At 55.0% G+C, this 18,484-nt stretch carries 10 protein-coding genes; 3 read left to right on the forward strand and 7 right to left on the reverse strand.

Features of this window, described 5'->3' with window-relative positions; all coding sequences use genetic code 11:
* Positions 1-76 precede the first annotated feature (76 nt).
* A complete protein-coding gene (locus LUB09_RS00480; protein ID WP_231421256.1) occupies positions 77-2,137 on the forward strand; it encodes a TonB-dependent receptor in 2,061 nt (686 codons plus the stop codon).
* A gap of 87 nt (positions 2,138-2,224) precedes the next feature.
* Positions 2,225-3,640 carry a diaminobutyrate--2-oxoglutarate transaminase gene (locus LUB09_RS00485; protein WP_231421257.1) on the forward strand — a complete coding sequence of 472 codons (1,416 nt, stop codon included), beginning with the start codon at positions 2,225-2,227 and terminating at the stop codon, positions 3,638-3,640.
* An 83-nt stretch (positions 3,641-3,723) separates the two neighbouring features.
* Here the strand turns inward: LUB09_RS00485 and LUB09_RS00490 are convergent, their stop codons facing one another.
* From LUB09_RS00490 to LUB09_RS00520, 7 genes are all read right to left on the reverse strand, one after another.
* Positions 3,724-6,348, reverse strand: a complete 2,625-nt coding sequence (locus tag LUB09_RS00490; protein WP_231421258.1) for a hypothetical protein — start codon at positions 6,346-6,348, stop codon at positions 3,724-3,726.
* A gap of 2 nt (positions 6,349-6,350) precedes the next feature.
* Positions 6,351-8,993 (reverse strand): antiviral RADAR system adenosine triphosphatase RdrA, encoded by a 2,643-nt coding sequence (gene rdrA, locus LUB09_RS00495; RefSeq protein ID WP_231421259.1) that lies wholly within the window; start codon positions 8,991-8,993, stop codon positions 6,351-6,353.
* 597 nt (positions 8,994-9,590) lie between these two features.
* A complete protein-coding gene (locus LUB09_RS00500; protein WP_231421260.1) occupies positions 9,591-10,253 on the reverse strand; it encodes a fimbria/pilus periplasmic chaperone in 663 nt (220 codons plus the stop codon).
* Positions 10,237-12,639, reverse strand: a complete 2,403-nt coding sequence (locus LUB09_RS00505) for a fimbria/pilus outer membrane usher protein (RefSeq protein ID WP_231421261.1) — start codon at positions 12,637-12,639, stop codon at positions 10,237-10,239. The genes LUB09_RS00500 and LUB09_RS00505 overlap by 17 nt, the downstream gene beginning before the upstream one ends.
* Before the next feature lie 52 nt (positions 12,640-12,691).
* Complete coding sequence (locus tag LUB09_RS00510; RefSeq protein WP_209981830.1) at positions 12,692-13,387, reverse strand: DUF1120 domain-containing protein; 696 nt, start codon at positions 13,385-13,387, stop codon at positions 12,692-12,694.
* A gap of 179 nt (positions 13,388-13,566) precedes the next feature.
* Complete coding sequence (locus tag LUB09_RS00515; RefSeq protein ID WP_231421262.1) at positions 13,567-17,280, reverse strand: ATP-binding protein; 3,714 nt, start codon at positions 17,278-17,280, stop codon at positions 13,567-13,569.
* On the reverse strand, positions 17,277-17,927 hold the full coding sequence (locus LUB09_RS00520; RefSeq protein ID WP_209981833.1) for a response regulator transcription factor: 651 nt from the start codon (positions 17,925-17,927) through the stop codon (positions 17,277-17,279). The genes LUB09_RS00515 and LUB09_RS00520 overlap by 4 nt, the downstream gene beginning before the upstream one ends.
* Before the next feature lie 297 nt (positions 17,928-18,224).
* Here LUB09_RS00520 and LUB09_RS00525 point away from each other — a divergent pair, with 297 nt between their 5' ends.
* Positions 18,225-18,473: a CsbD family protein gene (locus LUB09_RS00525; protein WP_209981835.1), complete on the forward strand. Its 249-nt coding sequence runs from the start codon at positions 18,225-18,227 to the stop codon at positions 18,471-18,473.
* The last annotated feature ends 11 nt before the right edge of the window (positions 18,474-18,484 follow it).

The following is an 18,484-nucleotide window of genomic DNA, read 5'->3' on the forward strand; positions in this document are numbered from 1 at the left end:
GACTCCGCCCCGCTGGGGAAAAAACAGTGTTTGCCAACGGATAAAAACTCAAATAATTGCGGTAGGGGAGCGGGGCGTGAATCACAAAATCAATACACTGGCGTTGGCGGTAGCATCAGCCGTCTGCCTTATGAATACTGCATGGGCGGACGATCAGCCAGCGGCGCTGGAGATCGCTCCAGTCACCGTCACGGGCGAAAAGATGAACCGTTCGCTCGAGAAGACCCAGTCGAGTGTGGCGGTGGTGACGGAGCAGCAACTGCGCGACAAGGCCGATCACAGCCTGATCGACGTGTTTGCCCGTACGCCAGGCGTGTACAACCAGTCGGGTAATGAGAACTGGGGTATTCGTGGCGTTCCGGTGTCCGGTTTCGATGACCAGGGCCCGGCAACCTTGAACGGGGCGATTTCGGTGTATGTCGATGGCGCCCAGCAACCCAACCGCGCGCTGACGCTGAGCCCGGTTGGCCTGTGGGATACCGAACAGGTCGAAGTGCTCCTCGGCCCGCAGTCTACCACTCAGGGGCGCAACTCCCTGGCCGGTGCGGTGGTGATCACCACCCGCAACCCCACTTTCGAACCTACCTTCTCCGCCCAGACCAACATCGGCAACTACGGTGAGCACGGCGTGGCCGTGGCCGGCGGTGGCTCGATCATCGACGACAAGGTCGCCGGCCGTATCGCCATCGATACCCAGGACGGCGACGGCTATATCCGCAACACCACCAATAACGACGACGCCAACCCACACCGCACCAGCAACTATCGCGGCAAGTTGTTGATCACCCCGAACGACGACACCGATGTGCTGCTGACCTACGCGCACAACGAGCACCGCCAGGGCGACAACTCGATCACCCGTATTGGCGACAAGGTGCAGTATTACAAGATTGCGTCCAACACCAAGGCCTATGACAACCTCAACCAGGACACCGTGAGCGCGAAGATCGACTGGCGCCTCAACGACGCCTGGACGCTGACCAACATGACCAGCTACACCCACTCGGGCTACACCGCGCGCAAGGACTTCGACCAGACCGCCACGGCCAACAACGTCATCCTGCGCGAGCAGAACGGCGACATGTTCAGCCAGGAACTGCGCCTGGCGTACCAGAACGACACGGTGCGCAGCTTCGGCGGGCTGTACCTGGGCAACACCACCAACAGCTTCCACGACCGCTTGCTGTTCAACAACGTGCAGCGCGGCGCCGCCAAGGGCGATGTGGACGTCAAGAACGCTGCGGTGTTCGGTGAAGTGGATTGGGATTTTGCGCCGAACTGGACCCTGATCACGGGCCTGCGCTACGACTACGAGACCAACGATACCGACGTCAAGCAGGACGACTTCTCCAGCCCCGGCAAGGTGAAAAAAAGCTTCAATGCGTTCCTGCCCAAAGTCGGCGTCGACTATCAGTTCATGCCTGACCAGTACGTCGGCTTCATGGTGCAGAAGGGCTACCGAGGCGGTGGCGTGAACGTGCGGGCCGGTGGCGGTCACACCGCCTACGATCCGGAATACACCACCAACTACGAGCTCTCGTACCGCGGTTCGTTCCTCGAGAAGAGCCTGCGCGCGCGTGCCAACCTGTACTACACCGACTGGAAGGATCAGCAGGTCAGCGTGCTCGATCCAACGGGTAATTTCTTCCTGGTCTACAACGCCGGTCGCAGCGACATCAAGGGCCTGGAAGTGTCCGTCGAAAAAGACTTTGGCGAGCAGTTCACCCTGAATGTCGGCGGCGCGGTCACCGACTCCAAGTACAAGGAATTCAACACAGGCGACGGCACCGACCGCAGCGGCCAGGCGTTCCTCTACTCGCCCAAATACAAGATGTCGGTGGGCGGCACCTACCGCTGGAATGACCGCCTGACCCTCAACACCGACCTGACCTACCAGAGCACCGCGCCGTCTGACTTCGAGTTCGACGCTGCTGGCAATGTGAGCAAGGTGCGTCGCAGTGACAACTACGTGCTGACCAACTTCAGCACCGAATACAAGGTCACCAAGAACGTCGCGGTGTCCGGTTACCTGAAAAACGCGTTCGGCAAGGAATACGTCACCAGCAACCGCATCGGCGACATCATCGATGTGGGCGCGCCGCGCACGTTCGGCCTGGTGCTGCGTTACGACATGTAAACCTCTGGACGCCGGGGGCCCAGGTTCCCGGCGTCCGGTTTTGCCTGGCGCATTCTGCTTCCACACCCAGCGTCCCTGGAGGACTTCATGAACGCCGTTTCGAATGCCACGACGGGCGGGGCAGCACAGTTACGCCTGTCGCACACCGGATTGTCCCAGCCCTATTGCCTGGACCTGACGCCGATGCTCGAGCGCCAGCAACAGCAGGAATCGAATGCGCGCAGCTACCCACGGCGCATTCCGCTGGTACTTGAACGGGCCCACGGCATCTACGTACAGGACAGTCGCGGCCAGGTGTTTGTCGATTGCCTGGCCGGCGCCGGTACCCTGGCGCTGGGCCACAACCACCCGGTGATCATTGAAGCGATCACGCAATTGATGACCGCCGGCGTGCCGATGCACACCCTGGACCTGATGACACCGGTCAAGGACGCCTTCGTGCAGGAAATCTTCGGCTGCCTGCCGGCGGATTTCGCGCGCAATGCGCGCATCCAGTTTTGCGGCCCCAGCGGGGCGGACGCGGTGGAAGCCGCGCTCAAACTGACCCGCACCGCCACCGGGCGGCATTCGGTGCTGGCGTTCGAGGGGGCCTACCACGGCATGACGCTGGGGACGCTGGCCATCAGCGGCAATCTGTCACCCAAAAATGCCCTCGGCGCCCTGATGCCGGGGGTGCAGCGCCTGCCGTTCCCCCATGATTACCGCTGTCCGTTCGGCGTCGCCGGCGAGCAGGGCGTCACCCTCAACCTGCGTTACCTGGAGCACCTGCTCAACGACCCGGAAAGCGGCGTGACCCTGCCGGGTGCGATGATCCTTGAACCGATCCAGGGGGAGGGCGGGGTGATCGCCGCGCCGGACCGCTGGCTGCAGGAACTGCGACGCCTGACCGCCGCCCACGGCATTCCGTTGATCTTCGACGAAATCCAGTGCGGCATCGGGCGCAGCGGACGCATGTTCGGCTTCGAGCAGTCGGGCATCACCCCGGACGTGATCACGTTGTCCAAGGCCATCGGTGGCGGCTTGCCGCTGTCGGTGATGGTCTACAACGATTCACTGGATGTGTGGCAGCCCGGCGCCCATGCCGGCACCTTCCGTGGCAACCAGCTGGCCATGGCGGCCGGCACCGCGACCTTGCGTTTTATTCGCGACAATCACCTGGTGGCCCACGCCGAAACTGTGGGCGCGCACCTGCGCAAACAGCTACAGGCGCTGCAGGGCGAATTCCCCTGGATCGGGGATGTGCGCGGACGCGGCCTGATGCTGGGCATGGAAATCGTCGACCCCCAGGGGCTCGCGGACGTACAAGGGCATCCGCCGGTCGACGCGGTACGCGCCAAGGCGTTCCAGCAGGCGTGCCTCAGGCACGGGTTGATCGTGGAACTGGGCGGACGTCATGGCGCGACCGTGCGTTTTCTACCGCCGCTGATCATCACCGAGCAGGAGATTGATTTTGTGGCGCAGATCCTGTTTGAGGCAGCGCGTTCGGTTACTGTACGGGGCTGATTGAGCAATAGGCACCATTAACGGCATAAAAGCTTGCCAACAACAGCCGAATTTAATCCGAAATCGACTCAGGTTGGAGGCAATCATTGCTTCCAGACGGAGACATGCTTTTCATCGAACTCGCAGATACCTTTGTTTCGGATGCTCTCCAGCCACTGAGGAATGGCTGCAGTGTTGACAGTGTGTTTGCGCGCGGCAATTTCAATCAGGGCAAATTCGGTGCGCAAAGTAGTTGGCATAATACCGGGATCATCCGTATTGATCGTTACAGCCATTGGCCCATTACGTAACGAGTAAAGGTTGTGTTGCTCACCCGGAAGGAGTAGCGCGGGATCAGGCGGGTTCCAACGAAATATTGGGTGCTCGGCGTAATCGGTGAGCCGGGATATATACAGATTTGACGTTGGATTTGTTTCAATGATCAGACCTAGCAGGTTGTACTCTTCGAGCAGAAAATCCTGTAATGCGTGCATAAACTGTGCTTCTTCAACACTATCATTGTCAAAGACCAAGTTTAGATCTTCATCAAAAATAACTTCGATGGATGTGTCGTCAAATTGGCGAATTAGGACCATTGGTTCCTTCTCGTCATTATCGCCCATTGTAGCGTTCCGTCTTGTATATAATTTTTCTGCGAGAAAAACTCCCTCAGACTTATCAGAATATGCTTTTAACGACATAAAATCTGGTGCCGCTAATTTTATTTTTTCATCAGGTATTCCTGAGTCGTTATAAGCAGAAACTTGTGCAGGACAATTTCGTCTAAGTTTCCAAGCGCGGAGAAGATCTTCAAGAAAACCTTTTTCGTGTAGATCTTGTTTGGCCCAGCCCACATAACCTCCAATGACTTTCATGCGATTTTCAAGTATTGGTATTACAGAATAGGCTAAATCTACTGCGTTAGTGTTTAGCATTTTGCGCGCTTGATGCCAAGTCCAAATAAGATTGTCCAGATGCTCAGAGGCGGTTAATAACGCTTCGCCGTGACGTTCCAGCCAAACCTTTGGGTCAACTCCGAGCGCTAGAGCATGTCCTAAGCGATCACCCCGTTCCATTTCGCAAAAAGTGACGGTTTCGTCAACGTGGCGCATGCCTGATAAAGGATGTGCATAATCTTCACCAGCGTGAATACTTAGATAAAGGCGGGAAGGCGCTCCTTTGCTTTTCAGGAAGATATCATCAGGCTCCGCCTTACCCCGTAACCATCGCACCATAGGCGCGTATATCTCAATTCGGGCTTCGTTCTCGTCACCGACCACATCAAGTCCTCTTATCCAATTGTTGCAAAATAATCTGCTATCATGTAATAAGCAGTTAAGTGCATGCGATTGACTGAACATGGAGGTCGCGTGAATAGCGCGTGATACTTCTTCCGCTACGGCCCATACTTTATTGCGTCCGGTGATTTTAATGTGTTGTGCCTGACGTGAGAAGCTAACGCAGCCGTGCCAGCGATCTGTCAGTTTTTTGTACGCAGCGTGGTATTCATCAGAGGGAGCGTAAGCATTCGCTAAAATCGAAAGGTTTTGTGATCGGCAGAGGTTGTCTAAAAAAACACGCAACTTGCTTGGAGAGTGGTTGTTTGATTCCCGAAAAAAATCAATTCCGATTTTTATTTCTGCCCGATCCTCTTTACCTGGTAACAACATACGCATATTAGAGAGACCGCCAATAAGCCTGTTCCTAGCTCTGATTGGGTATGAATTGGCTGTTATGAAGTTGGAAAGCCCTACACCTTCCATGATTAATTTTTTTCTAATTTTAATTAGACTACCTTGAAGGTAGTGAATAAGCATTCTTATAGGCCAGCTAGTTGACTTGTTCTGATACTGCCACGCGATAAATATCTGAAACCATAACCATGCACGGGGCGAGTCATCATTGGCGATTGCCAAGCCAATCTGCTGGCGTAACCAATACCAATCCACCCTTGCTTTTGGGCTCTCTTCCTCAATCACCCATGACCAATTAAGCTTTGGATCAGCGCTGTAAGAATCATTGTTAATAACCTCGCTTATTAATTGACGTAAAACCGAAGGCTTAACTGGTGGTTGGCCATTCGTTTGAATATGAGGCGAGGCAATGAGAAAGTGGCTAAGAGCCGATAACTGAGCGATTTCTGTATCCGAAGAGGGGCCGTATTTTAAACCGGCCCACAATTCATGCATGAGAATAACACCGTCGACGTTCATTCCACTCAGATGCACATGGCCCTCTGCATAGTCTTTGTTATCTACCGTCATGCCCGTATGAAAGGGCTGTTGCGCCTCAACGCGTTGCTGCAACTGGTATGGAGTTATATTTTTATTTTCATGAATGTCTTTCGCAATTTTCCACGCGACTACGTTTGTTGGATCGAACATGGAAGCCAGATGAACATATTCAGTGGTTCGATCGGCACGAAACTTAATTAGATTATCTTGTGTCTCCATCAGTGCCGAATATAGATGTGACATTGACGGAGTTTTTCCGTCAGAAAATAAGTTTTCAGGCCAGGCCGTTTTGAAAATCGTGCTGAGATCTGTTTTTCGGTAGCGTCGTGGATGATAATTGTTGAGGTCGATTTGTAAGGCCTCCAAGCAACTTTCGCGCAGTTTCTCGACGTTTTTTTTAGTAGCTCCACTGAGTTCTTCAAATAGAGTGCGAAGCATGTTTTCGCCGCTGTAGGCGGTCGCTATTGCCAAGTTGAGTAGTTGATATTGATACATGATTAGTTTGTATGGCTCGTCATTTTTGCGATCGCCATGAATTTGCGGTAATGTTTATCCCCCTCAAAACTGTTGCGAATATGATCGATAATTTCTTTTTTATTATCAGCTTTCATGAGTATTTTTCTAATGCCATCCTGCTGGAAATTTCTGTATTTTGAACCGGTAATTTTATTAAAGTAATCAAGCAGCGTGTCCGAGATTTCGGGTTTGGTTTCATCCGATTGCTTCACTGAGGCTGCTGCATTCTTAGGGTCTGCGAAAGACTGCATAATCACTCGGAGTGGATGAGACGCGATCATGTAGGTATAGGCTCCTGTGGCCTTACCAAATCCATCAGCTTTAGTACTCCCAGCGTAAAAAGGGGATATGTTTCGTGTGTAGAGTTCGCTGTTGCTAAATTTTTTACCGTCACCGACATTGACGTGTGCTATCTCTGCCGGCAATCCGAACAGCTCACCTTTTTCAAAGCTACCGAAAGCTGCCCATATGCTATTGAAGATCTTTGGGGCCAATGCTGATATATGATTGGATATGTTGCTGGATGGGTTGGTATTTACAGATTGAGGTTTATTGAATATGCCAGCTTGATTGAATACCTTGTTCATGACGTTGTAAAAAAACCAAGGTGCAGGCACATGGTTCTGAAGATTGTGCTGCGCTCTCCAGGTGTTGATATTCAGAGACAAACTTTCAATCTGATCACTGTACGTGGGTGATTCTTCATCATTAGCTTCAGACGAAGCTTCATCTTCATCGCTGGTATCATCCTCATCGGTGGCGACCGTTTGAGTTTTGGTAGATGCCAACGCGCCAAGGGAATGGAAGGGCGCGCGTCGCAAAACATGTGATATTTCATCAGCACTCACATCTTTTACAAAACTGGCGACCAATAGTTCAAAAACCCTGCCACAGCAAGACAACGTGGCTCGTTTATTTGTGGTATAAAAATTTCGATGAAGTAGGAGGGCTGCGACAAATTCGCTTTTTTTATCCTTGAAGGAAGGGATTTTCTTAGTTAGAGCATAACCGGGCTCTGGTGACGGATAGGGTATAAGCGTGCAATCGGGGATTCGTTCAAGCCAATCCAGTGGTGCACGATTGGCTAATACTTCGCGCCAAGCCGTTGTCGGCGCAGTTGCTTCGAAATGGCGCAAGCTGATGTCATTGTGATTCATAGGTTCGAACAGCGGGGTGTGCAAAACACTGACGTATTCGTCTCGGCCATGCATGCTATGTATCTCTCGCCAATAGTGCTGTGCTGATAAGGCCAAGTAAGCAGCTCCCCCTTCTGCAGCAAACTGGCAATACTTCATAAGGGCTTTTTGGCTGGCGGGCGCCAGTGCCACCAGTTCATTGTGAAGGGGGAAGGGTTGTTTTGCATCGTCGGCCAGTTGTTGATAAGCCCGGCGTCTTGCAGCCTCATTTTGCGATTTATCTACAATGCGAGCAGCTGCAGAATAAGCATCTTTAAAGGCCTGCATGACAGCTGGCAGGATAGGCAGGGTCAATAATCGACGAAGTTGCGCAGACTCTACATCATGGCCTGCCAGCGCTTGACTCAGTTTTGGAATTTCGTCCTGCAAGGAATAAACCAATTGAGCAAGTGAGCGGATATTTTTTACCGGCGCGGGCAGATAGCTATTTTCCATACCGTTGGTTCTTTCGTTGAGTATCGCTTCAAGCCAAGTATGAAAATGCGCCATTGTGATGTCGGCGACAGGCTCACGGTTACTGTCAATAAAGCCGATGTTCGATGATTTCAAATAGGAGATTACCTGTGGCATCTCGATGCGATATTGAAGCGGCAGGATTTTTCGTTGGTACTCCTGTGCGAGATCCTTAGCTCGCACTAGCGCAGCGGCTGACTCGACGTTGCTTTCCTTGATAAGACGACCATGGAAGTTGCGCCAAGTCAGCTCGTTGTATAGCTCAAGGTCGCCACTGATGACGGGCAAAACATAAGGTGAGACGAGATATTTTCGTATCACTTCAAGGTTGTCAAACGCTCTGTTCAGCGAGGTGTCGACGTCGTCAATGGGTAGTACGAGGAGATCTTTATCCAGTAAATTCAGAGCGGCTTTAAATATCCGATGTACTTGCTGAGCTAGATTTTGATTGCCCATGAAGGCACGTAGTTTATCCAGCCCACGCAGTTCACGCTGCGACTCAAGTCGCTCTAGCGTATTACCTAAAAGTTGCAGTTCCTCGTGAAACACGGTTGCCTGCTCCGCTTTTTGGTCCTTAGCTTCTCGCATTGAGGGATCGCAGACCAAACCTGCGACGATGACGTTCAGGAAGAGATCATCTGTAGTTTCGAGAAGCGTAGGGTCGAGAGGCTTGAGAAAGTGAACCCTTTTTTGCAGCTCTGGCTCGTGCTCTGCCAGGTATTTTGAAATGTTGACCAGGACAGAGCTTTTCCCCGTTCCGCGGGACCCATCAATCAGAACGGCTGTGTGAGCCCTGTGGATGTTGACGTCGTCTTCGCCATTTGCGCTCTCACGTGCACGCTGGGACACAGCTTTTGCGCTTTTTACCGTTTCTGTCAGCTTGTCGTAGACGTCAGATGCAAGTAAGACTTTGGCAGATGCTTGGGAAGCTTGCTCACGCTGATTGATTGGGAAGTACACGGTAGGAAGGGTCATGACGCTGGTCGACTCCTGTCGATATTAAATTCTGTTTAGGGCTGAGCAGCATCGAAAATATCCATTGGACGGGATGTCCTGATAGCCGTCGATCATGTAGCGTCCAGTCTCACGCATCTTGAGGATCTCGATCAACTAGTAACGGTGTTTTATGTGAGGTTTATGAACGGATACCGTGCGGGAAGACATCGCTTACGTCGCAATTGTTATAGCTGCTAAGGCTCCGTCACTGTGATTTTATGTACTGGTTGATCGAAACACTGCGAAAGCCAGAGTCCTCCACCCGCTCAGGCACAGAATATGGGCATTGACGTAAAACTCTCCCGGTCTTTGCGACTTTTACCGGACTGCACGACGCCACCATGGACTGAAGGGGCGTCGAGCTGCCTGAATTCGGTACTTCGTCTCAATTGCCAACAATTGATTTATCGGTTGATCCGGCGAAGCAAACGGCCACTATACGATGTTTTACGTGTGGACACACGCAGTGCCCATATGTCGTAAAACGGTACGAACAGGAAGTAGATTTTTGCGCGCATTCTGTTGCAGGCGGCGCGTTCGATCACTGTGCAGAAGGGGCCTAGCTCAGTTTTATAATCAAGGCTTCGACGCCTGGTCGGATAACTGGATGACATGGGTTTGCAGCATGAAGTTGAAGCTGGACACGCTGTTGAATTTCAACGAGGCGTTGGCGGCCAGCGGTGATGTCAGCGCCTGGCAGAGCGTTTCGCCCGGTAACACGTAAGCCTTGTTGAAGGTAATGTCGGCCTTGGTCGGCGCACTCGACATGGTCGGATCAAAACGAAATACCTTGCGCGACGGGTTGCTCATACAGAGTTTCCCCTGTGTTTGCTTAAAGCTGATTTGCTTCCAGGTGTCGACCTCGGACACGTTGGGATCGACGCCAATGATCACGGGCAGATCCTGCCCGATGACGAATTTCACCTTGCCTGCGGCTTGCTGCTGTGGGGGCAATCCTGAAAACAGCACCCGTGCGATGTGTTCCCTGTCGAGGGGCTTGTTGCTACGGAAGATCACGCGCACGGTCTGGTTTTTACCGGGCGCGACCACCACGGTTTGCGGCACGGTGTACAACACGCCACCGTCGAGGTCGTCATCCGGCAGTTTGCTCACTTTGCTGTAGAGCAGCACGGCTTCGTCACTGTTGTTTTTAAGGTCGATGGTGGCCTCTTTCTGTCCTTTTTCAATCAGCACCGCAGAGGCGCTGGGTTGCACCTGGGCTTCAGCCAGCAGGGGCATGGCTGTCAGGCAGGCCAGCCACAGGCATTTTTTGCCGAGAGCAGTCAAAGGTTGTATCGATAATTTGTTCATTGGAGATCTCCAGTTGAGTGGGAAGTTTGCACATCAAGGTGCTGTCGGACGCATCGAACATGCCTGACGTTTGCAGTTGTTTAATATTGTCCTGTTTAACCAGCAGCACGTTCTGGTCGATAAAGTTGGCGATCAAGTTGCCGTCCTGGTCATAAAACACCGTGCGAGAACTGAGCGCTTCTGGCTTGTTTGTCCAGCGCATCAACACGTTCTTGTTAGTGGTGGGCTCGAAGTCGAAATAGGACACCGCGCCACGGTCGCTGATAAAGTCCATCTGGTTGTTTTGGAAGTACACGTCATCGTCCAACCCCTTGGGATTGACTTTGACAAAGTCAGGCTTGTTATCGGAGATATTGGCCAGCACCACTTTGCCGTTATAGTTTGTTCTTGCTGAGCTGCGCTGGCTGCTGACCTTGACGAAACCCTTGAGGTGAGTGTCGACAATGGCGTAGGTGTCTTTGAGTTGTTCGGGTGTAAACACCACGCCCTTGTGATTGGCGGCGATTGAACCCGAAAGGCTCAGGTTGTTTGACGTTGCGCTGCGGCTGTCGCTTTCGGACTTGGAAACCGTCAGGCCGGCATGCGTGTACGGTGTATTGAAGTCGTTGCTTATATAGTTTTCTGTGGATTCGCTGCGATTGGCAGTGCGCTGCACATGGCCAGCGGTCACGCTGTAATCACTGTTGACCCGGGTGGTCAGGTAGTTATCCAGGCGCTGGCTATTGCTGTAAGCGTTGTATTGCGATCGGTAGTCAACACGGCGGCCGCCCACTTCAAATGGAATCGACAGTCTGGCATTCAACGTCATTTTGTCACGCTGGGTATCACCGGGCGCTTGCAGGGTAGACCCGGCACTCAGGCTGAGTGAGGCTTTTTTGATGTTTGTGGAATAGCCTACCGACCACGTCGAATAACTGGCGCGGTTGTAGAAGTCGTTCCGGTCGAGCGAAATGCTGAACGCATTATTGTCACCCACGACAAAACTGTGCGCGATACTCAGGGTACTTTTTATATCGGCTTGGTAATCATAAAGAACCTGGCCGACATAGGAGAAATTGCGGCTGATTGCCTGGTACGTAAGGTCGGTGCCGCCGTAACTCAGCGTGGCGTTAAAGTTGGCGCCGAGTTTATTGTGCTCATTCCTCGATAACAGGCCGTACGTGGTTATCTGCAGACCGCCTTTATTGAGGGTGTTGTTAACGGAGACGCCCTGATAATGTTGTTGGGCGACGACTGCTACGGTGGGGTTCACGGTATCGCTGTAGCGCTTTGAATAACCCGCACCGGCTGTCACGGCGCGCGCATCCGTGTTCGAGCGCCCCGCAAATGCATACAGTCCACTGCTTTGCGTGGTCGCACGGCTGATGCGAGCACGGGAAATCTGGCGGGTATCGATCACCTGGCCATCGCGTTTGATCACCACCACCACGTCCGACGTCAGTGATGTCACCGGTATTGCGGCCAGGTTGTTGTGGCCGCGGTTGACGTTCAGGGTGTAGACCAGTTGGTCTCGCTGGTAGAACTCGATCACCGCCGGCGCATCGCTGTCGTAGGTGAAGGCCACGCTGCCAATGCCTGATGGCGCACCCTTGGTGTTGTAGACCACGCCATCCACATACCCCACGCCGAAGCCGCCGTCGGGCGAGTTCAGGCGACCGGCTTTGACGCGGCCAATGTCGAAATCGCGATCCAGATAAAACGACTGGACGTTGTTATTGCTGTAGCGCTGGGTTCTGGACGTAAAGCTGCTGAAGGTGCCGTTGGCGCGCAGCAACGCGTTGTCTGCGTTGGCGCCGACTTGATAATTTGCGCTCAGTGAGTCATTACTCGAACCGCTGGAGTCGTACGACGAATAGTAGGTGTTGTAGTTGACGAAGGCGCCGGTTCCGCCCTTTTGGTGTTGAATGAAATCGGGGTTTTCCAGCAGCGCGCGCGGTACCGTGAGCTTCAGGCTGCGGTCGCTGCGGCTGAAATTGGGCTTGATCCGATCAGTCAGCAGCACGTAGGTCGCAGCGCCATTTTGAATGCGCTGACCCCAGGCTTCTTTCTTCAGACCGAACCGTTCAAGGTCATGGGCGGTATAGCCCGCTTGTCCTCCGGGCGCGCGATAAACCACGGTCTTGGCAATGAAGCGATCATTGACGTAGAGATGGACCGCGTTATCGCCAGCATAAAGTTCCGTGTCGTGAAGGGCGTCCTCAACTTGCTGGTCACTGATGCCATTGATGCCGAGCAACTTGCTGTCAAATTTGAGTTGCGCGTGAGCGTTCATCGAGATGAAAAAGATCAGCAGTAAGGAGTGGACAAGTTTCATGGCAATAAAAATGTCCCACCGTCAGGCAGGACATTTGCGAACCCACAATAAATTAGTAGTAACGAACGTTCACTTGTGCCGTGCCGTTCCATGGAACTTGCGTGGTCGCGCTGATTTGGCTGGCGATGTTTATTTGCGGTTCAACCTCAAAGTTCCAGGTGAACGCATTGCCACTGGCCGGATTGCCAGCGGTGTCCAGAGGGCTCCACTCTTCTTTGGTGTAATAAGCCCAACTGGACATCAACGCTCGACTGCTGGGCGTAGACATATGGTTGGCCGCGTCGCGGTTATAACCAAAGCTGGTGGTGTTGGTTGCGCCGTCGACGATGGTGCTGACCGGTTTCAGCACAAAGTTGCCGATCTGCTTCTTGGTCACCGGGTCAAAGCCGATACCGAAGATACGGCCTGAATCGGCGTGGTCGGTGCGCCCGGCGCTATTCTTGCCGATCATGGCGCTGGTAGGGTCCGCATCGACGATCCACATGGCGGTTTTCGTGGTTGTGCCTTCCGGGCAGTTAATATCGATCCTCGCTGTTTTTGCGGGGAGTGTGGTGAAATCGGTTTTGCTAAGTGAGTCCCAAGTGATCTCGCCCCAGTCCAGATCATTGCCAGTTGGGACATTAACCGTGCACGCGGCCGGCGTGATAATACCTTTAACGTTAATTTCGCTGGCGGCATGGGCGATAAAAGGGGCGAGGGCAGCGAAGCCGGCAACGGATAATGTCGTACCCAGTTTGAAACGTTTCACAGTCATACTCCTATGAATAATTAAAAGACGCGTCGAGATGGCAACGTCGATAATGAAATCGACACCATTCAAGAGCAGCGAAATTATAGGAGTGCAAAAAGTGCTAGTTACCTGGAATATTCCAGTTCTGCTGTTAACGAGGACAGCTGGGCGTGCACACGGGGATGATGTGCGAACCGTCAAACACCGGCGGCGCGAAGTTGGTAAACGAAGTCGCGTACCGCCGCGTGCACCACCGAGTGGTGCAGTGCTTCACGGTGCAAATGCTGCGCCTGACGGGACAGTTCGGTCAGGTCGACCAGTTGCAACGCTCCGGCGAGTTTGTGCAGCAGATGGCCGAGGGTTTCTGCATCGTCACTGATCAGTGCGGCCTCTATGGCCAGCAGGTCCTTGCGACTCTCTGCGCAAAAACTGTCCCACATCACGGCCTTCAGATCGCCCATGCTGGTGACTGCCGAGTCTTCAGGCGGCGCGCACAGGTAACGCTCGAACAGGGTAATCAACGCACTGAGGACGATGGGCTTGAGGATGAGTTCGTCCATACCGGCCGCTCGGGCACGCTGCTGTTCCTGCGGGTGGATGCTCGCCGTCATGCCGATGATGGGGATTGTCGCGGCCTCGAGCTGTGAGTCGCGTACCTGGCGGGTCATGGCGTAGCCGTCGAGTTCCGGCATATAGCAATCAGTGAGGATCAGCGTGTACTGCTGCGTTTGCAGACGCTCGAGCGCCTGCAGGCCGTTTTCCACCAGGTCGAAGGCGCATTGCAGGTGCTCCATCTGCCTTTTCAGCAGCAGTCGATTGGTGGGGTGATCCTCCACGATCAGCACTTTATGGCCCTTGGGGTAACTGGAACGGGGCAACGGAATTCGGCGGCTGCTGTTGCGCCCCAGCAGCAGTTGCTCAAGCGCGGCCTGCAAACCGCCCCAGGTCAGCGGGTTAACGCTCAGCCGGGTGGACGAGGGGCCGACCGCATAGCCGGCAGGCAAGTCTTCGGTGGTAATCAGCAGCGTCCCGGGATTGCCGGCGGATGCCTCGTCGGTGGTGATCAGCAGGTCCGGCTGATCCGACGTGAACTGAAACCCCAGCGCCAGCAGGTGCTGCGCCAGGGCTTCCTGACAGGGCGCAAGATCGGACGCGAGCTTTACCGAGTGGGATGCGAAAGGTTTTTCAAGCGCGGCGACGACGGGCAGGCTGAGGGTGAAAGTGATGCGCGTGCCTTCATTGAGGCAGCTGTGCAGGTAGAGTTCACCGCCCATCAGTTGCACAAGTCGACGCGAAATCATCAGGCCCAGGCCCGAGCCTCCGTAGCGGCGGGTAATGGAGCTGTCCGCCTGCATGAAGGGTTGAAACAGACGCTCCTGCTGCGCCTGACTGATGCCGATGCCGGTGTCCGCAACCAGGAATTCCAGGTGCTGCTCGCCATCATCGTGCTTGACGCTGAGTTCCAGGCGCACATGACCGTTTTGGGTGAACTTGGTGGCGTTGCTGAGCAGGTTGAGCAGCACCTGGCGCAGGCGGCTGCCGTCGACTTCCAGCAGCCCGGCGATGCGATGATCAATCAGGCTGTGCAGCCCGAGGCCTTTGCCGTGCGCCTGATGGCCGATCAGGCGCAGCACGCCGTCGAGCAATTGACGCAGGTCGGTAGGCTCGGGCGCCACGACGAGCATGCCGGAGTCGATGCGTGAAAAATCCAGGGTGTCGTCAAGCACCTGCAGGAGCGAGCGGGTCGATTCGTTGACCATTGTCAGCATTTCCTGCGCATCGGTGGGCAGGTGCAAGTCGCTCATCAATTCGAGCAGGCCGAGAATGCCATTCATCGGCGTGCGAATTTCATGGCTCATGGTGGCCAGAAACGCCGCCTTGGCCTCGGCCGCCTGTTCAGCCAGCTGTTCGGCGGCGCGAATGCTGGTGACGTCGATAAACGTGGTGAGCACGCCCTGCGGTTCGGCGCCGTCAAGCCGATAGGGGGTGACGATGTACAGCCAGTGCTGGTCGCTGCCATCCTCGCCCACCAGGATATGCTCGCCTTGTTGGCGTTCATCGTCGCGCAGCGCCCGGTCGACCATCTTCGAGATCCGCTGACGCACCTGCGCAGGGTAGTAGCTGATTTCGTCAACGGAGCGCCCCAGCACCTGGGCCGCTTCGACGTTGAAGGTTCGCTCATAGGCTTTATTGAGCATCAGGTATCGGCGCTGACGGTCCTTGATTGCCACCGGGTATGGATACGATTCAAGCAGTTCGCGGCTGAAGCGCAATTGCGCGGACAGCCGCTGTTGCGTTTCCCTCAGGGCGCGCTGGCGGGTTTTGAGCGACAGGTGTGCGTAGAGCAATACGCCAATGATCAGCAGGGCTGCGGACCCTATGCTGCCGACGATACGCCAGAGGCGTTGCGGGGAGACGCCGATTTCATAGGTATTGCGCAGCCACTGTTGGGCAAACAGGTCGCGCTGTTCTATCGGAATGCTCTGGATAAGTTGATCCAGCAGGGCCGCCAGTTGCGCGTGACGCTCGGTCACCGCGATAGACAACTCCAGCGGCAGATCGGTGGCTGCGGCAATCTTGAGGCTGTCCGACCAGCCTTTCTCCAGTAAGCGGTCCACGGTTATCAGGTTGCCCACGTAACCATCGGCCTTGCCGGTGCGCACCAGCTCAAAGCCATCTGCCGGGTCGGTTACCCGCAGCAGCAAGCTGTCGGGCACCCGTTGCTGGAGGCGTTGCGCGAACTTCGGATTGTCCGGCACGACCAGCGTCGCGCCATTGAGCTCTTCGATGGCGGTTTTCGCCGGTTCTCCGAGGCGTGTCACCAGCACGTTGGGAATCTTCACGAAGGGCTGCGTGTAGCGCCAGCCGGGCAAGTGCTCGGTGGACGCGTCCACCGGAATACGCAGGTCAATCTCGTCGGAAGGCGCAGCCGTGCCGCTTGGCGCGGGTATTTCAACCACTTTGAGCCGCAGCGCATTCACCAGGTATTTCAGGTAGCTGTAGCTCAGGCCATTGGGGCGACCGTGTTCGTCGAGGAACGACATGGGACGAAAGGTGGTTTCATAACTCACGCGCAGCATCGGCAAGTCATCCACCCATTGGCGCTGCGCGGTAGTCAGGTGGGAGGAGGGCTGCATGCGTTGATTGATCGAATGCTTGTCCAGCCAGCGCAACTGCAGGTCGTTGAGAAAGTCGGACGGGGTACGGGCCATGGCTGCGGCAAGGGCGTCGCGCACGTCGGGCCGCAGTGAACTGATACCGAAGTGTAGGCCGGCGTTGTCGTAAATATCCTGCTGCCTGACCTCAAGGGACTTGTAGTGTCCGCTGCTGAACAGCGCTTCGAGCTGGTACGGCTCGCCCAGGTAGGCGTCACCTTCGCCATGCTGCAAGGCGTCCAGGGCAGCCTTGGTGTCCGCGTAGATTCGCAGTTGAGAGGGCGGCAGGCGTTGGCTCAGCCATTGAGCAGTGGTATAGCCCTGCTCGGCGACGAATGAATGTGACGACAAGTCGGCAGGTGTGATCGCCGCGCTGCCGTGCCGTACAACCAACACCAGGGGGGAGAGCAGATAGGGGCTGGAAAAGTCCATGCAGCGTTGCCGCTCGGCGTTGGTCTGCAAGTCCGGCACGATGTCGATGCGTCCTTCGCACAGTGCGGTGGTGGCTTGTTCAAAAGTGGCGAACTGGCGAAACTCCAGTTTCAGGTTCAATTGGTCGGCCAGGTAACGCAGGTAGTCGATACTGAACCCGGCCGGGCTGTCGCCGACCCAGTAGCCGAGGGGAGGGGTGGTCTGCACCGGCAGGCCGACCACTACCACAGGGTTGCCCAACGCCGCCGGGGCTTGTGTTGACGCCGTGCACAGGCTCGACACCAACAATGTCAGCCACAACAGCCTGCGCAGGGCGTTTATCACCCGGAGTGCTCGACGGTGGATTTGCTCAGTGAGGCGTAATACTGATACAGCTGCGCGTCGGACTGTATACCCAACTTGCGCTTGGCCGAGTTCTTGCCCCAGCTGACCGTCTTGACGCTGCGATGCAGGGTCTCTGCAATGTCCTCGGGCGACTTGCCCGACGCCAGCAGCCGCACGATTTCCAGCTCCCTGGGGCTCAGCTGCGCTTCTCCTGCCGGGCTGCGGGGCGATTCAGCCAGCGCCTTTTTCAAGGCTTCATTCAAATAGATGCCCCGACGCAGCACGGTGCGCACGGCTTTTGGCAGGCAGAGAATGTCGCTGTTTTTTTGAATGATGCCACGCACTTTCGCCTCCAGAATCAGCCTCAGAATGCCGAGGTTCTCTTCACCCGTCAGCACCAGCACCGGCAGGTTCGGGTAACGTCTGTTGAGCAAACCCAGCATGTGCAGGCCATCCATGTCGGCGCCGGGCATCGAATAGTCGACGATCAGCACGTCGCATTCATGGTTTTCCAGCGCGGTGAAGAGTTCCGGAACGCTGGTGGCGGTTGCCTGGATTTTGGCAAAACTGCTGTCATTCAACAGTACAACCTGGCAACCGTGCAGGATGGCAGGGTGATCGTCGGCGATGATGATACGAGGAATCATAAGCGCTGCTCCTGGGGAACTGTACAAATTGGCCCGTCACTGTCGCCCGACTGCTCAACACGCAGAAAGTGTAGCGTGAGTACCGTCCTGCGCGCCTGTTCAAGTTGAGACGGGAGAGCCGTGAACGATACATGCACGCAGGTTTGAGAAGACTGGAAAAATCTAGTTCCCGGGGCTTGGCTAAATGCGGCACTTCAACTTGAACTAATCACCACGCCATCCGCCCTAACGCTGTGCAGCTAATCGCCAACCCGGATTGACGCCGGGTTGCTCACTACACGCAAAGGTTTTGTGATTATGAAAAGTGAACAAGTAGAAGGTGTTGTAGAAAAGGCCGCAGGCAAGGCACAGAGCGCTGTCGGGAAACTGTTTGGTGATTCGAAGCTGCAAGCTGAAGGGGCTGGACGCCAGGCGGCTGGTCAGTTGACCCAGACCTACGGCGATGCGCTTGACAGTGTGTCTACATTCGTTAAAGAGAAGCCGGTTGCAGCCCTGGCAATTGGTGCGGTAGCGCTGCTGGTGCTGGATCGTCTGCTGCGCCGCTGAGTTGGGGGGAG

This window comes from Pseudomonas sp. Leaf59, from assembly GCF_920984685.1.
Lineage (GTDB): Bacteria > Pseudomonadota > Gammaproteobacteria > Pseudomonadales > Pseudomonadaceae > Aquipseudomonas.

Bases quoted from the DNA above. Each gene is read 5' to 3' on its own strand.
- LUB09_RS00485 (WP_231421257.1), top strand. From the start codon at position 2,225: ATGAACGCCGTTTCGAATGCCACGACGGGCGGGGCAGCACAGTTACGC.
- LUB09_RS00490 (WP_231421258.1), bottom strand. From the start codon at position 6,348: ATGTATCAATATCAACTACTCAACTTGGCAATAGCGACCGCCTACAGC.
- rdrA (WP_231421259.1), bottom strand. From the start codon at position 8,993: ATGACCCTTCCTACCGTGTACTTCCCAATCAATCAGCGTGAGCAAGCT.
- LUB09_RS00500 (WP_231421260.1), bottom strand. From the start codon at position 10,253: ATGCCCCTGCTGGCTGAAGCCCAGGTGCAACCCAGCGCCTCTGCGGTG.
- LUB09_RS00520 (WP_209981833.1), bottom strand. From the start codon at position 17,927: ATGATTCCTCGTATCATCATCGCCGACGATCACCCTGCCATCCTGCAC.
- LUB09_RS00525 (WP_209981835.1), top strand. From the start codon at position 18,225: ATGAAAAGTGAACAAGTAGAAGGTGTTGTAGAAAAGGCCGCAGGCAAG.
- LUB09_RS00505 (WP_231421261.1), bottom strand. From the start codon at position 12,639: ATGAAACTTGTCCACTCCTTACTGCTGATCTTTTTCATCTCGATGAAC.